This window comes from Bacteroides sp. AM23-12 (assembly GCF_003434395.1).
GTDB lineage: Bacteria > Bacteroidota > Bacteroidia > Bacteroidales > Bacteroidaceae > Bacteroides > Bacteroides thetaiotaomicron.
Genome location: NZ_QTLF01000001.1, coordinates 401,206 through 417,878 on the forward strand (window position 1 = coordinate 401,206; position 16,673 = coordinate 417,878).

Here is a 16,673-nt window from a genome sequence, read left to right on the forward strand (position 1 = left end):
TTGTTATCTCACAGGCATTAATATGCTTCGATTTCGTCTATCCACAATTCGGCAGGAATGACTTCCGGACCGTTGTTCTTTTCGAAATTGACGCCATTACGCAAGGTACCGCCATTCTTGATTTTTACTTTCAGGAAAGTGGCTTGTGTCGGTTCGAATTCGATAGAGTCGGTGAATGCGATTCTTCCCGTTTCCGGACAATCATGCTTCAATACTTTTTCGGCTATCTGAGTATATTGCTGACCGTCAGCAGATACTTCTACGGCAACTCCTCCGGCGGGGAGCATTCTCATGGCAGGATTGAACAAGGAGCCGAAGACCACTTTTCTTACTTCTGTCGGTTTGTCCAGATGGACGATGAATTCTAGGTCTTTACCCTCTACGATTGCGAAACTGGACCACGGAGTGTAAGAAGCATTGTTACCTCTCTTACCATTCGTCAGACCGAAAGTTGTTTTGTCAGCTCCCAGTACATCATTGTCGCCGAAAATATCCCCTGTCCATCCCATTGTATAATTGACGGTAAATGGTTTTCCCGCCAGCAGATTGCCATACAATGGCTTGTTGGTGACTTTGCCCAGCATCTTGCCGTCTTTGAAGGCGGCAGCTTTCAGGTCGATGTTTCCTTCAAGTGCGAAAGGCTGTTCATATAGCGTAGAACCGTAAGTTGGTTCGCTGCCGTCTGTGGTGTATCTGATTTCCGCATTCGGGTAGAATGTTTCCAGCAATACCATCAACGGACCGTTTTCATCCGCATGAGTATTGATGTTTACGTCGAAGAAGTTGAGGCAGGGTTTGGTATCCATGACTTCCAGGCGCTCAAATTCCGTAACCATGCGTTCGCAGAAACTCTTCCAGTTTTTGTTGGCATCCAGCGTCCATCCCGTTTCCGCGATTGCCATTGCACGTGGGAAGGCCTGATAATCTACCCGGTCGGAAGTTTTCATATATTCTCTCCAGAGGTTGCCTTGCATACCGATAATATGCTTTTTCACTAGTTCATCGGCATCATCCGGAACAGGATTGTAGCTATAAGTCTTCTTCAGCGTTGTGTATCCGCCGATGGTAGTCGGGGCGATTTCCGGATCTTCCTGATAGAAGTCCAGATAAGCATAAGGCATGGGAGCCATGATTGCGTTGTGTCCTGCTTTAGCTGCATTCAATCCGCCTTCAACGCCACGCCATGATAAGACAGTAGCGTTCGGAGCCAGACCGCCTTCCAAAATCTCGTCCCAGCCGATGATATTGCGTCCTTTGCCGTTCAGGTATTTTTCCATGCGGGTAACGAAGTAACTTTGCAGTTTATCTTCCTTGCTATGCTTCATTCCGTCCACTTTGCTGGGAGTCACGTCATCCTTCAAGCCTAACTGACGAATCAACTGCTGACAGAAAGCACTGTTCTTCCAAGCTGTTTTGGGGCATTCGTCCCCTCCGATATGAATGTATTCGCTGGGAAATAATTCAACTACCTCATCCATGACTCCTTCAAAGAACTTGAAAGTGGTCTCGCTCGGGCAGAATACCTGTTCGAATACGCCCCACGTAGGTGATACTTTATATGTCTGTGTAGAATCACAAGACAATTCGGGGTAAGCAGCCAGAGCCGCCAATGCATGCCCCGGCATTTCTATTTCGGGGATTACATTGATATATTTGCTTGCAGCATAAGCTACTACTTCTTTTATCTGTTCCTGTGTGTAATATCCTCCGTGTTCTATTCCGTCGAATACTTGCGGATAGTTCACATAATAATAGTCTACCAGCGTCTTTTCACGTTTGGAACCTATCTCTGTCAGTTTCGGATATTTCTTGATTTCGATTCTCCATCCCTGATCGTCCGTCAGATGCCAGTGGAAAACGTTCATCTTGTTCATTGCCAACAGGTCGATAAACTTGTAGATATACTCTATCGGGGCGTAATGGCGGCAAACGTCCAGCATCAGTCCGCGATGTACAAAGCGGGGAGCGTCTTCGATCTCTACAGCCGGAACAGACCAGTCGGCTTTCTTCTTCAGTTCTTTTCCGTAAACAGCGGGAGGAAGAAGTTGATAAATAGTCTGTACACCATAGAAAAATCCGTTCGGCTGGGAAGCTGTAACTGTAATAAGGGTAGGGGTGACAGACAGTTTGTAGCCTTCTTTAGGCATACCTTCTTGTAGTACGAAACTGATAGCAGGCTTTCCATCCACGCTTTCGGCTTCTTTCAGAGAGATTCCGGCAGTCTGTTTCAGTTGTTCGGCAAAGCCGTCGGCTACCTTTTTAACTTCCGGAGCATCGGACGGAACTACCAGCCGGACTTTGTTACTCAGTTCGAAGCGGCCTTCTTTGGGAACAAGCTGGTTGGGTTGCGGAACGATATTGTACTCGTTCGTCACTTCTTTTGGCTTCTGACAACTGGGGGTAATCATAAGTAAGGACAAAAGAAGAAGGGAAATACTTTTCTTCATGGTCTGAAATTGTGTTAAGTTATTAATATATTGACAGGACAAATGTACTTGTTTAATTGATAAGTTCCAATAGTATAGAAATAAAAAAGCCGATGTGACGAACATCGGCTTCCAGTTAAAGTTTCAGATCACTTTTTATGATCGTATAAGGTCTGTATTATCCTATCTTGCTTATTTTCTTGAGTTTTTCTTCTTCAATGATTTTGATCTTTCTTCCGTCGATGGTGATCAGGCGTTCCGTAGCGAACTGTGATAAGGTACGGATGGCGTTCGAGGTGGTCATGTTCGACAGATTTGCCAGGTCTTCACGGGAAAGATAAATACTCAATGTCGACCCGTCTTCTTCCAGACCGTAGCTTTCTTTGAGGAAAATTAGCGATTCTGCCAGACGTCCGCGGATATGTTTCTGTGTCAGGCTGACGGTACGTTCGTCGGAAATGCCGAGATCGATAGAAAGCTGGCGGATGAAGAACATGGCTAAATCATTGTTTTGAGCAATAAGCGTGGTAATGGCAGTCATGGGGATGAGACAGATAACAGAAGGTTCAAAAGCAGCGGCAGCAGTTACGAAGTCTTCCTTTGCGAAGTATGCACGGTACGCAAAGTATTCCCGCTGTTTAATCATGCGGATAATCTGACTTCTACCTCCTACACCATCTTTGAAGATTTTGACCTTGCCGGTAATGAGGCACATCAAATGAGAGGGAGTCTCCCCTTCGCAGTAGATGGTTTCGTTTTTTTTGTAGGTCTGTATTGTATAATTGTTCATCAGAAACTCCCTTTGTTCGTTATTCAAAGGAGCTAACAAATCGGATAATGGTTCCGAAATATCGATGTCTGACATGTTCATTTTTACCATGGGTGCTACAAAACTGTGTTATACAGCACAAAAGTAGAAAGAAAAAATGAGAAAATGAACGAATCTATAAAAAGATTGCACAAAAGCAGGTTCTTTCGTGCAATCTTCAGGAGCTTTTTATTTGGTGAACAAGAGTTCCCTGTACTTGGGTAGCGGCCATATTTCGTCGTCTACCTCCATCTCCAGGTGATCGATATGATCGCGGATTTTATCAAGATAAGGACGTACTTTTTCTTCGTATTCGAATGCTCTCTCTTTGTAGTTGTCTTTGTGATTGGCAACTTTTCGGGCTTCGGTCATTTCGCGTACCAATACTTTGATGGAAGTCACCCGGTGTGAGATTTCGCGAATCAGCTCTTTGCGGTCGGCGCTCAATACTTCGTATTCTTCGGGAGAGAAGATTTCTTTCATTTTGCAAAGATTCTCCAATAGCCGATTCTGGTAGGTGACAGCCGTCGGCACGATGTGGTTGATGGCAAGGTCGCCCAATACGCGTCCCTCGATCTGTACCTTCATGGTGTATTTTTCCAGTTCTACTTCGAGACGGCTGTTCAGTTCGGTTTCGTTGAAGATGCGCTCACCGATCAGTACCGATTTCGACTGGTTGTCTACGTAGTGCATCAGTGCTTCCGGCACGTGGCAGATGTTGGTCAGTCCGCGGCGGGCAGCTTCCTGTCTCCATTCTTCTGAGTAACCGTCGCCTTCAAAGCGGATGGCTTCGGAAGCGATGATGGTTTCTTTCAGCAGGCGGAAGATAGCTTCGTCTTTGCCCACTCCTTCTTCCATCAGTTTCTCCACAGATGCGCGGAATTCGTTCAACTGGTTGGCCATGGCGGCGTTGATGGCGATCATGGCGGCGGCACAGTTGGAAGAAGAACCGGCGGCACGGAACTCAAAGCGGTTTCCGGTGAAGGCGAAAGGAGAAGTACGGTTGCGGTCGGTGGTATCGAGCAAGATTTCCGGGATACGTCCGATTCCCAGTTTCAGCGTAGTCTTTTCTTCCGGTGTCATCTTTTCGTTTCCTACTTGGCGTACGATTTCGTCGAGGGTTGCCGAGAGTTGTGAACCGAGGAAGCAGGAGAGGATGGCGGGAGGAGCTTCATTCGCTCCCAGACGGTAGCTGTTGCTGGCACTCATGATGGAGGCACGCAGCAGGTCCTGATTCTTGTATACCATCATCAGTACGTTTACCAGGAAAGTAAGGAACAGCATATTGCCTTTCGGATTCTTTCCAGGGGCAAACAGGTTGATGCCGGTGTCGGTGCAGAGCGACCAGTTATTATGTTTGCCGGAGCCGTTTACGCTGCTATATGGTTTTTCGTGCAGCAATACATTGAAGTGATGCTTGCGTGCGATACGCTTCATCAGGTCCATGACAAGCTGGTTGTGGTCGTTTGCCAGGTTGCAGTTTTCGAAGATGGGAGCCAGCTCGAACTGGTTGGGAGCTACTTCGTTGTGACGGGTCTTGGCAGGGATGCCCAGTTTGTGACATTCGATTTCGAGTTCCTTCATAAATGCGGTGACACGTGGAGGAATGGAGCCGAAATAGTGGTCTTCCAGCTGTTGGTCTTTGGCGGAAGAGTGTCCCATCAAGGTACGTCCGGTCAGACAAAGGTCGGGACGTGCATTATATAAGGAGGAGTCTACGAGGAAATATTCCTGTTCCCATCCTAAGTTGGTAAAGACGCGTGTTACGTTCTTGTCGAATAGCTGGCAAACATCCGTGGCAGCCTTGTCTACGGCGGCAAGTGCTTTCAGAAGCGGAGTCTTGTAATCCAGCGCTTCGCCTGTGTAAGAGATAAAAATCGTAGGGATACAGAGCGTGGTATCTACTACGAATGCCGGAGAAGAAACGTCCCATGCGGTATATCCGCGAGCTTCGAATGTATTACGGATACCGCCATTGGGGAAAGAAGAAGCGTCCGGTTCTTGCTGAATCAGCAGTTTTCCGGAGAATCGTTCAATGACTCCGCCGTCTTCGCCGAATTCGATAAAGCCGTCATGCTTTTCGGCGGTTCCGTCTGTCAGAGGCTGAAACCAGTGTGTGTAGTGGGTGACGTTGAGCGACTTGGCCCAGCTCTTCATGCCGTTGGCAATCAGGTCGGCTATTTCACGGCTGATCGGTGTACCTTTTTCGATTGCATCGGTAACAGCCTTATAGGCTTCCTTCGGAAGATACTCCTGCATCTTCTTGCGGTCGAATACGTGGCTACCATAATAATCAGAGAGTTTGTTGGAAGGGGCAGTAACTTCCAGCGGCTTCCGGTTGGAAAGTTCTTGTAATGCGTAAAATCTCATTTTTGACATAAATCGTCTTCTTTTTATCGGTTGATGGCGCAAAATTATATGTTTTTTCTGAAAGTACCCCTATTTAAAAGGGGGGTATTTTCAGAAAATGATATATTTTTCTGAGGAACACCCCCCTCTTTAAAGGACTGATTCGTCTCTGAATTACCTTTTGCCCGTCATGGCGCTTTTTGATTATAACCGATTAAGAGATGGATGCCAGTATTTCCTGCTGTCCGTCCTTGTTTTTCTGCCGGTCGATTTCCGCAGCCATCTGTTTGACTAACATTTCTACCTGCATATAATGCTTGTTCATGTTTCTGTATAGCAGCTTCATTGTAGGACTGTCCATAGCCATTTGGGTGAGGAACTGTAGATGCTTCCCCATCGATGCGTTCATTTGCATACGCGTTTTTTTGTTTAAGTCGTCCTGTATGGAGTAGGCACCGCAGGAGAGCAGGATTTCTGCCATGCCATCATCCCAAGCGTGCATGGTGAGATGGGTGAGTGCTCCCACAATTTTCTTCAGGTCTTTCAGCAGAATGTTTAGCATTTCGAATTCAGTGCGGTTTACGGAGCAGGAATCCGGGTTCAGGAAGAGGGCGAATTTGAGGTAGAAGTCCTTTTATTCTCTGTCATTAACAATAAATACATTTTGGGGAGCTTGTGTGATACCTCCCACCGTTGGTTGAACGGCAACTTGTTCTGTTTCCATAATAAGTGATTATGAGTGTGTGGTAGGCGAAGATTTTCTAAAATAATAAGAGCGGTTCCGCCTTTCCCGTTGCATTTCACCAGAAGGCAGTAGATGCATTAACATTCTACACGGGGGTACGGAACCGCCATATAGATATGAACGTGGACAGGCATAAAAATGCCTGCCACGAGGATTGGCAGGTTTCCCCGCCTTCTGGTATGAAATGCATAACAAAGATACAACATTTTTCTTTTTCGTCAAGAATAAAGTGGAAAATAAAAGGCAGGTGAGGATAACTTTAACACGGATATGCAGGGATGCCTTATACTGATGCTGTTACTTTTACTTTCGTTTAGTTGGAAGGGACTCATTCTTTATTTAAACCCTGTTCGTGCCTAAAAGGAATGATAAGCATTTTAGTTCATTTCCGTACGTTCATGAACTAATCATTCGTCTTCTTTATTAAGATTTAATTCTGTATCTGCAAAGAGCTAGTCCCCATTATACTTAAATCTATTCGTCTGACAGTTGTTGAACTTTCGTCTGACAACTGTTACTCTTTCGTCTAACAGCTGTCAGACGAAAAAATAACAGCTGTCAGACGAATAGTTTTATGTATAGTCGAAGATAGATTTATTAAAGATAAGAGGTAAAAAACGTGTTAATCAGGATTAGTTCATAGCCTGCCTCAAGATGACTCATAACTATGCAGAAGTGATTTAAATCATGCAAGAATGAATCACCTTCTACATAGAAATGTGAATGTAGCATAAGTAGAAAAATGTCCATGAAAACTGATATGATGCGTGGCGTGGGGAAAGGATTTTCCTTGCTAACTCTTTTTTGCAGCTTAATTCCCTTGCTTTTCGATATTCTTTTTTATATTTGCCTACAATAAACAAGGAGATACGACGATTGAAATATAAGATATTGATAGGATGTATGTTGTGCTTGTTCTCTTTTATTCCGAAGGGGGCAGCCAATCTTGTTCTTAATCCTTATACAAGTCAGGAGATATCTGCTGATTCCATCATTGAGCGTGTCATGACTTTTGCTCCCTCTTATGAAAGTATAGTGAGCGACTATCGCGCGAACCTATATATAAAGGGTAAGATGAATATTCAGAAGAAGAATTTTATCCTCCGGTACGTTCCTTCGATGTTTCGCTTGCAGAAAGGGGTACGTGAATACTTGCTCGAAACGTATAGTGACCTGCATTATACAGCTCCCAATATCTATGACCAGAAAGTTAAGGCATCACAAGGCACCGTGAGAGGAAACAGGGGACTGCCGGGGCTGCTTGAATATTTTAGTGTCAATATCTACTCATCTTCTCTTCTGAATGACGAACGCTTGCTGTCTCCGCTTGCCAAGAACGGGCAGAAATACTACAAATACCGGATAGACAGTGTGATGGGCGATCCCAATAATCTCGACTACCGGATACGTTTCATTCCCCGTACCAAGAGCGACCAGCTGGTGGGCGGCTATATGATTGTCAGCAGCAATGTATGGAGCGTGCGTGAAATACGTTTTTCGGGACGGTCGGAACTGATTACGTTTACTTGCTGGATCAAGATGGGGGAAGTTGGAAAGAAAGATGAGTTTCTCCCGGTGCGTTATGATGTGGAGGCCCTTTTTAAGTTCCTGGGCAATAAGGTGGACGGCAATTATACCGCTTCGTTGGACTATAAATCAATAGAACTGAAAGAAAGAAAGGTTCGGAAGAAGGAGAAGAAAAAGTATAATTTGTCGGAATCATTCTCCTTGCAGTGTGATACGAATGCCTATAAAACAGATGCTTCCACGTTTGGCGTATTACGTCCCATTCCTTTGAGTGACAGGGAAAAACAACTTTATAAGGATTACGCATACAGACGGGATACCGTGTCGGTGCAACGAAAATCCAAGAGTCAGGCTTTCTGGGGAACGATGGGCGACCTGATGGTGGAAGATTATAAATTCAATCTGTCCAATATCGGAAGTGTCCGCTTCTCGCCGTTTATCAATCCGCTTTTGTTCAGTTATAGCGGAAGCAACGGATTATCATACCGGCAGGATTTCCGTTACAACCGGATTTTCAGAGGCGACAAGTGGCTCCGCATCGTACCCAAACTGGGTTATAACTTTACACGGAAAGAGTTCTACTGGTCGCTGAATGCTGACTTTGAGTACTGGCCGCAGAAACGGGGCTTTTTCCGGTTGAGTGTGGGTAATGGTAACCGTATCTATAGCAGCAAGATGCTGGACGAACTGAAAGCGATGCCGGACAGTATCTTTAATTTCGACCTCATCCATCTGGATTATTTCAAGGACTTGTATTTCAACTTCCGTCATAGTTTTGAAATTACCAACGGACTGGATATCAGCCTCGGTTTCTCGGCACACAAGAGAACAGCTGTCGAGAAATCCCGTTTTGTGATTACGGGTGACTATCCGATGCCTCCGCCGGAATTTATGGAACGCTTCAGAAATACCTATATCAGCTTTGCCCCGCGCATCCGGGTGGAATGGACTCCGGCGCTTTATTATTATATGAACGGAAAGCGTAAGATCAATCTCCGCTCTGACTATCCGACATTTTCGGTGGACTATGAACGGGGAATAGAAGGAGTATTTAAAAGTACTGGAGAATATGAACGGATAGAATTCGACCTTCAACATAAGATTCAGCTGGGGCTGATGCGAAATATTTATTATCGTTTCGGCTTCGGGGCGTTTACCAATCAGGATGAACTGTACTTTGTGGACTTTGCCAATTTTGCCCGTCATAATCTGCCGGTAGGGTGGAATGATGAAATCGGTGGTGTGTTTCAGGTGCTCGACGGACGTTGGTACAACTCCTCCCGCCGCTATGTACGCGGACATTTCACTTACGAGGCTCCTTTCCTTATTCTCCGGCATTTGATGAAATATACCCGCTATGTGCAGAACGAACGTCTTTATATCAGTGCGCTCTCTATGCCGCATCTCCAGCCATATCTGGAAGTGGGTTATGGTATCGGTACGCATGTCTTTGATGTGGGAGTATTCGTCAGCAGTGAGAACTGGAAGTTCAGCGGGATCGGATGTAAATTTACTTTCGAGTTGTTTAACCGATAGTTTTTTCTTCATAACAGTTGCATAATGTATAGAAAATACATATCTTTGTGAGGAAGAGGATGAGGAAAAATTTAGCAGAAAAGAGGTGTAGTCGCCTCGCAGGCACAGGTATTTTCCTGGAAAATAAATCTCTGGTATAAATACCTCTATTTATTTTAGTAAAATCTCATCCTCTTCTTCTCCTTTTTATATATGTAACAACAAGATGGACGGAATTTTAATTACGATACTTATTGTTACCGGTTTTCTGATTTATAAATTGATTTCTTCGAGCCGGAAACAGGAAGGATATAAGAGATGGAAAGCAACAGGCAGCGGTAATACTACTAACGAAGAGACTTCCAAAAACAAATGGGAACATGGAGCCTGGCTCAGGCATGCTTTAGGAGTAGTCACTCCTAAAATGAGAACATGTCCTGTATTTGATGAAGAGGCGGTGGTGTGGTGTGCCAATCTGTTGGGAATAGAGGTGATGAGGTTGAAAGAGATACTGCAGGATGTCTCTTCGCATTATCGGGAGTTCTGGATCAGAAAGCGGAGAGGAGGATACCGTATGATCTCTGCTCCGGACAAGGAACTGAAAGCCATTCAGGATACTATTTATCATCGTATATTACTGTCTGTAAATGTGCATCCTGCCGCTACGGGATTCCGGCGTCAGCATTCCATCGTCGATAACGTCCGTCCTCATCTGGGAAAACGCTGTGTCTTGAAGACGGATATCCATGATTTCTTTATTTCCATACGTAGTCCGAGGGTGAAAAAGACTTTCGAAAAGATCGGCTATCCGAAGAATATATCGAAAGTGCTGGGCGAGTTGTGTTGTATGCGTCGGCATTTGCCGCAAGGAGCGTCTACCAGTCCGGTACTGAGTAACATCATCGCTTATGAGATGGACCGGAAACTGGCGGTGATGGCGGAAGAATTCGGGCTGACTTATAGTCGTTATGCCGACGACCTCACCTTTTCGGGCGATGTCTTTCCGAAAGAGGAGGTGCTTGCCCGGGTCAAGGAAATCATCAGGGAAGAGAAGTTTGAACCGAATCATCAGAAAACTCGTTTTCTGAATGAGAATGACAGGAAGATAATCACGGGCGTATCCGTCAGCTCCGGTGTGAAGCTGACCATTCCTAAAGCCCGAAAGAGAGAGATTCGCAAGAATGTCTATTTCATTTTGACAAAGGGGCTGGCGGAACATCAACGCAGAATCGGCTCCCATGATCCTGCCTATCTGAAACGGTTGATAGGGTCGCTTTGTTATTGGCGTTCCATAGAACCGGATAATACGTATGTAGCTGATTCTATTGCTGCTCTGAAACGTTTGCAGAAGGGGTATTGACGGGTGGCGGCTGTTTGTGTCTGCCTTACCGTGTTAATCGATGATCGTTGCCCTTCCGTTTTCAACTTTGGCATAATTCCTTTTTACCGCTTCCTGAATCCCTCTGAGCATGGATGCTTCGATGTTTGACCCCATGTGTGTGAAGCCGAATACTTGTGCGCATGCTTTTGCCAAATCGGGTAAAGGCAGGCTGATGGAATTGATTAATATTTGTTGGATGGCATTGGCTATTTCTTCGGGTGGCAGATCCGCTGCATCTCGGTCGGAATCGGGACGGTACTCTGAATAAGAACGGTATTGCGCTTCATCTTTCCAGCAGAAGATAAGCCCGTCATGTTCTATGCGGTAAAGATGTAATGTGTCGAATATTATTTCCAATTGAGCATCTATTCGTGGTCCTACACGGTTGACTCCCCATTCGGATATGATTTTCTTTCCAAGTAAGGTTTTGCTGATCGGGGCTTCATTTTCTATTATCTTTTGGACTTGGGAGACAATAATAGGATTATTTCTTTTAGCGAAGATGTCGTCGGCAGCGTACAGGAACGGACGTATTTTAGTACTATTATAATTTTGTACGGAGATAAAAGAAAAGTTTGTGTATGCGCATGCAGATTTTAGCTGCATCGGCGTTTCCTGCACATTCTTTTCTCTTTTTTCTTGTTCCTTTTTTACTATAACCGGTTTCTCCGCTTTCATATCCTGAGCAATCGCTGCTTGTATAGACGCCATCACTTCATCCGGCTTTTCCCACCAGTCCATCGTCCATATACGGCAGATATTCCATCCCAGTGCTTTGAGTACATTGTTTTGAACAATTTCCCGGTCACGGACAGTCTTGGTACGTCTGTAGTTCTTTCCGTCACAGATAATACCTAATTGGTAGTTGGACGGGGTTTGAGTATCGACAATGCCAATATCGATCTTATATCCGGAACAGCCTATATCAGTATGTACGGTATATCCCGAAGAACGTAACTTGTCGGCAATAATCTTTTCGATAGAAGTTTCTTCTTCCGAGGTCCGAATATTAGTCGAGGTATTCAGTATGCGCTTGGTTCCTTTCTCCGCATATTCAAGGAAGCGTTTCAGCCCGGCTACTCCGATAGAAGAAGTTCGGTTCAGATCAATCATGTCCGATCTCAGCGTAGAAAAGATGATCATTTCGTATCGGGCACGGGAGACGGCTACGTTTAACCGTCTTTCACCTCCCGCACGGTTCAACGGACCGAAGTTCATGCTGACGCGCCCTTCGGCATCGGGACCATAGCCGACGGAGAACAGTATCACATCCCGTTCGTCTCCTTGCACATTTTCAAGGTTCTTGATGAACAGGGGTTCTTCACATTCCAGCGCAAAGGTTTCCAGTTCAGGATGAAAGGCGAAGAGATCGGATAGCAAATCTTCTATCAACGCCTGCTGAACCACGTTGAAAGTAACTACCCCCATACTTTTTCTCCTTAATTTTTCGCTCCTCAGCCTTCTCGCTATTTCGTCTACTATGGCTTGCGCTTCCGCTTGGTTCTGACGGGATTTTCCTTTGTCATAATAACCGTCTACGGCGACCATTCTGACTTTCGATTCAATATTGTCCGGTGACGGGAAAGTCATCAGCTTATTATCGTAATATTCGGAGTTACTGAAAGTGATAAGACTTTCGTGTTTGCTTCGGTAATGCCACAGCAGGTATTTGGAAGGGATAGAGAGAGCGAGGCAATCGTCAAGGATACTTTCCAGATCTTCTATCTCGATGTTGTCTTCGTCAATGGTATTAACGGAGAAGAAGCTGGTAGGCGGCATCTGTTTGGGGTCGCCTACGATAACTACATTCTTGCCTCGGGCGATGGCACCTACCGCTTCGTAAGTCGGCATCTGTGAAGCTTCGTCGAAGACGATCAAGTCAAATTTCTCTGCATCGGCATCGATATATTGGGCAACCGATATAGGACTCATCAACATACACGGACACATACGGGACAGCAGGATAGGTATTTGATCGAATAGCTTGCGGATGGATATTCCGCGTGCATTATTGCGTATATTCTTTTGTAATATTCCGACTTCTGAACTTTGAATGGCTTCGTGGGTGAAGGACGGAATGTTGGAAGCCAGTCTGGCGAACAGTTCCTTTTTGGTAATGTCCTCGAAGTTGGCGGATACCTGCTTGTATTTGGTTATAATATCATTGAATATCTTGCCGTTGAATAATTCCAGCGTCGGTTCTTTGGCGATGATATAGTGAATAACGGCTTGGTAGAAACTCTTGCGGAAGCTGCTGGTGAGTAAATCCGTAGGAATATTCTTTTCCTTATATTCTTCTGCGATAAATCCGAGACCCAACTCGTTCAGTTTGTTGTAGGATTGAAGCCATTGATACCAGTCTTTGAGTTTGTCCAGATTTTCTTTCCATATTCCGGCTTGCTGTAGGGCGATGCCGATCCAGTCGGCGGAGTTTGTATAAAGCGTCTCTACGGTTATGCCCAGAGTGGTGGAAAGCCGTTGCTCGGTTGCCGTAAGCGTGTCGACCAGCTGATACAATTCATTCAGAGAATGAGAATGGATATCTCTGAATGTCCGGATACCTTCTGTCAGTTGTAACGCTAAGTTCTGTTTGATTCGGGATGTTTTCGCCACATCTTTTGAATAACTCAGTAACAGGGAATGAAGCGAAGATACCTCATGGATGATCTGATCGATGATGGGCCACTCTTCATCTCTTCCGAATCTTCCGAATAAAGAAGGCAGCTTGGCGGTGTATCTGTCTGTAAAATCAAGCTCTTCCTGATACCGGATGACCTGATGGAGCAAAGGCTGGACTGTCTCTGGCTTTACCGGTTGCAGAGCGTAAGGACGAATCACCTTTTTTATTTTTCTTTGTCCGAAATATCGTGGGAGAAACCATTGGGCGGATACCCGATTCCATTCGGCCAGCATGGGGCCGGCGTTTATCTTCAGTACCTCTTTGGTGAATCCGTTTTCTATTTCTGCTTTGATTTCATCGCGTTTCCTGCCGTGTTCCGTCACTTTCCGGTACTCTTCCAGCGTTTCATTTAATAAAGGAGTGGTCAGCAGTTCGGGCGTCAGTTCCGGAATATCGAGTATTTTTCGGATAATGGCGCTGATTATATTGAAATCCTTGCGGGTGGGATGAATGTCCGTATTTTCCAGTAAAGCGGAAAAGACAGGCAGTTTCGATTGTATGGCAGTCAATAAGCCAATGAAAGTGGCGAGCGTTTGTAAGGCTTCCTCTTTGATGGCGGACGAATATTCCCGAATGAAAATCCCTGTCAATGGGTGAAGATACGGGTGGCCGCAAGCATTGGCGGTACTGACCAAAGATTCGATGGCATCTTCCCAATGTGAGAATCGGTCTTTGTCCAGATTGTCCAGATAAGATGACGGAATATCGAAGCAGGGTTCAACGTCTGTTAACTGGTAGTGGATGATCGCATCATAGAGGGAAAGTCCGAAAGGATATTCCTTGTGTAAGGCTTCGATGTATTTGTTTAGTTCCGTTCGTAACTTCAGCAGGCGTTCGGCTTCCTTCATGAACTCTTCGGGAGGAGTTCGTCTGATGATTTCGGTTGTCTCCTTTAGTTGCGAGATGACAGTGGATTTCTTTGTCTTGTTGGAATGAATCTCCAGACAGAACGGGGCAAGCCCTATGCCCGCCAGTCTGTTTTGGACGACGGAGAGGGCTGCCATCTTCTCGGCAACAAATAAGACTCGTTTACCTTTATAAAGTGCGTTGGCGATGATATTCGTTATCGTTTGGGACTTTCCGGTTCCCGGAGGGCCGTGCAGGATAAAAGTCTTGTCGTGCACCGCTTCATAAATCGCTTCCAGCTGAGATGAATCGGCAATGATAGGCAGTACAATATCTGCCGGAGATAACTGCCTGTCCATGTAGGCGGCATCCACTTCTTTCGCAGTTACGTCCCATTCGATCTTTCCGTTGATGAGGCTGGAGACCACCTTGTTTTGAGTCAGTTTGTGAGCATTGTTGTGGATGTCGTTCCACATGATAAACTTGTTGAAGGAGAAGATACCTAGAATAGCCTGTTCCTCCACATCCCATTTCCGCTGATTCTTGATGCAGTGCCGGATGATGGAATAAATCAGTTTTACGTTGATTCCGCTTTCGTCCGTCGGAAGCGGATCAAGTCCCGGTACGGAAATGCCGAAATTCTGACGAAGCATTTCTAATAAGGTGATATTCATCATCGTTTCTTCTTCCCGCGAACGAATCACATACCCCTTGGCGGCTGACTTGCGGATGATTTCGACTGGTAGCAGCAATATCGGTGCATAACGGGGACGCTCGCTGGAAGGCGTTTCGTACCATTTCAGAAGTCCGAGAGCCAGATAAAGCGTGTTCGCTCCGTTCTCTTCGATAGAAGTACGGGACGAACGGTACAGGTGAGTCAGTGCTTTGCCCAAGTCATTCTCCGGCAAGTAAAAACGTAACCTTTTCTGTGAAAGCTCCGAATTAACGAAGTCGGCTATCGGATCCGATTCCGGTATGGAAGAATAAATGCCAAATTCCATCGCCGGATTCTCCCATTCAGCGGGACGGTGGAGGATACGAAACTCATCTCCTTCCGCCAAGGCGTCTTCCAGACAGGCAAGGTTTGCCGGAATCAGCTGAAGAGTATTCTTTGTAATCCGGATATTCAGCAAGTTGTTGCGCAGACTCAAATCCAGCAGTCTTCTCTCCCAAAGCAACTGTTTGGTGAGGACTGTCTGAGTTTCGCTGCCCGACAAATCATACGGATTCACACTTTGCGGAGTGGCGTGCGTGGTATTTCTGTTCATATCCTCATCTTCCTTTATTTCCCATACTTGTCCGTTCAGTACGCGCTGCGGGATCGGGCGGACTCCCGAATGCCTGGCCCTTCTGATGTCGATGGCGAGGATGAAACTGCCCGGATCGCTCAGTTTGCCGTTAGCGCTTTTCACGGCGTTGTCGAAGTCGGCATTATGTCCCATATTCATGCAGGTGGTTTCTACCAGCGTGATGTCGTAGATTCCTTCGGCGGTTCGTTTGGTCAGTAAGGATACATCGTCGATGGCAGGGTCTGGAAAGGTTTCCGGCACCAGCCAGCCGCCTGCGAAAGCATGCCCTTTGGTGATGACGATGAGGGCATTCAGTCCGATGGATTCGAGACAGGAAGCATAAAGCAGTGCCATATCCAGACAAGTTCCGAGCTTTTGTGCCAGTACGGAATCTATCAGACGGACACACTGCCCGTGCTCTTCGAAGCTGGCGGGAATGGTGCTGTAAATAATCTGCTGTTCGGTGAGGGCGGTGTAGATAGCTGCCATCTGCTTTCTCACACGGTCCGGATTGCGGCTTTGGTATTCGTCCAGTGAAGGAGTACCGGTCCACTGTTCCAGAATGGCGGCGGCTCTCTTGATAATAGGAGTGAGCACGGCATGATTCGGGGTGATGAATGCTGCCAGCATCTCGGGGAATATATTGATTCCGCCCCATTGGTCGTATGCCAGAATGTCGATGGGGTAGGTCCGGGTAAAGATCGTTTCCGCCTCGGAGCGGATTTCTATTTTCAGACTTCCCGACATACGCTCGGTCAGCTGGGCGAAATAATTGGCGGACAAGACCAGGCTGAACGATTGCAGACACACGGTATTATTGGCGGGAATCGCTTCCATCATCACAGGAGTGATACTGCCGAAGTCGGGCTCGGCCGTGATTTGTACCTGAATGTTTCTGAAGGGTTCGGACGTCATATTTTCAATCGAAAGCTGATGGATGACCGATACTTTGTTTTGCTGCATCGCGAAATTAATAAGTGGCAGATAATCAAACTGCACCCTGATTTTGTCCAATGTTCCGTTCATGTTGAAAGTCGTATAATATTAGATTTGCAATATTACAAAAAATACGGATATTACCATCTTTTCTTTGGGTATTCTTTTGTC

The 16,673-nt window shown here is 45.9% G+C and carries 6 protein-coding genes and 1 pseudogene; 2 read left to right on the forward strand and 5 right to left on the reverse strand.

From position 1 onward, the window contains the following. Positions 1-17: 17 nt before the first annotated feature. The 4 genes and pseudogenes from DW640_RS01385 to DW640_RS23885 form a co-directional block, all read right to left on the reverse strand. Positions 18-2,447 carry a beta-N-acetylhexosaminidase gene (locus DW640_RS01385; RefSeq protein ID WP_008764505.1) on the reverse strand — a complete coding sequence of 810 codons (2,430 nt, stop codon included), beginning with the start codon at positions 2,445-2,447 and terminating at the stop codon, positions 18-20. A 157-nt stretch (positions 2,448-2,604) separates the two neighbouring features. Beyond that, positions 2,605-3,306: a Crp/Fnr family transcriptional regulator gene (locus tag DW640_RS01390; protein ID WP_008760011.1), complete on the reverse strand. Its 702-nt coding sequence runs from the start codon at positions 3,304-3,306 to the stop codon at positions 2,605-2,607. A gap of 117 nt (positions 3,307-3,423) precedes the next feature. Next, positions 3,424-5,613, reverse strand: a complete 2,190-nt coding sequence (locus DW640_RS01395; protein WP_022471551.1) for a glutamine synthetase III — start codon at positions 5,611-5,613, stop codon at positions 3,424-3,426. Between the two features lie 184 nt (positions 5,614-5,797). Beyond that, a pseudogene (locus DW640_RS23885) lies at positions 5,798-6,307 on the reverse strand (hypothetical protein). A 924-nt stretch (positions 6,308-7,231) separates the two neighbouring features. On the opposite strand from DW640_RS23885, the gene DW640_RS01410 reads away from it, so the two are divergent. Together DW640_RS01410 and DW640_RS01415 are read left to right on the forward strand one after the other, a co-directional pair. Then, positions 7,232-9,391, forward strand: coding sequence for a DUF5686 family protein (locus DW640_RS01410; protein ID WP_032813909.1), 2,160 nt, complete (start codon positions 7,232-7,234; stop codon positions 9,389-9,391). A 205-nt stretch (positions 9,392-9,596) separates the two neighbouring features. Beyond that, positions 9,597-10,730 (forward strand): retron St85 family RNA-directed DNA polymerase, encoded by a 1,134-nt coding sequence (locus DW640_RS01415; RefSeq protein WP_008764510.1) that lies wholly within the window; start codon positions 9,597-9,599, stop codon positions 10,728-10,730. Positions 10,731-10,763: 33 nt separating this feature from the next. Here DW640_RS01415 and DW640_RS01420 read toward each other — a convergent pair whose 3' ends face one another. Beyond that, entirely contained in the window at positions 10,764-16,592 is a 5,829-nt protein-coding gene (locus tag DW640_RS01420; RefSeq protein WP_117576931.1) for a DUF3320 domain-containing protein, read from the reverse strand. Positions 16,593-16,673 lie beyond the last annotated feature (81 nt).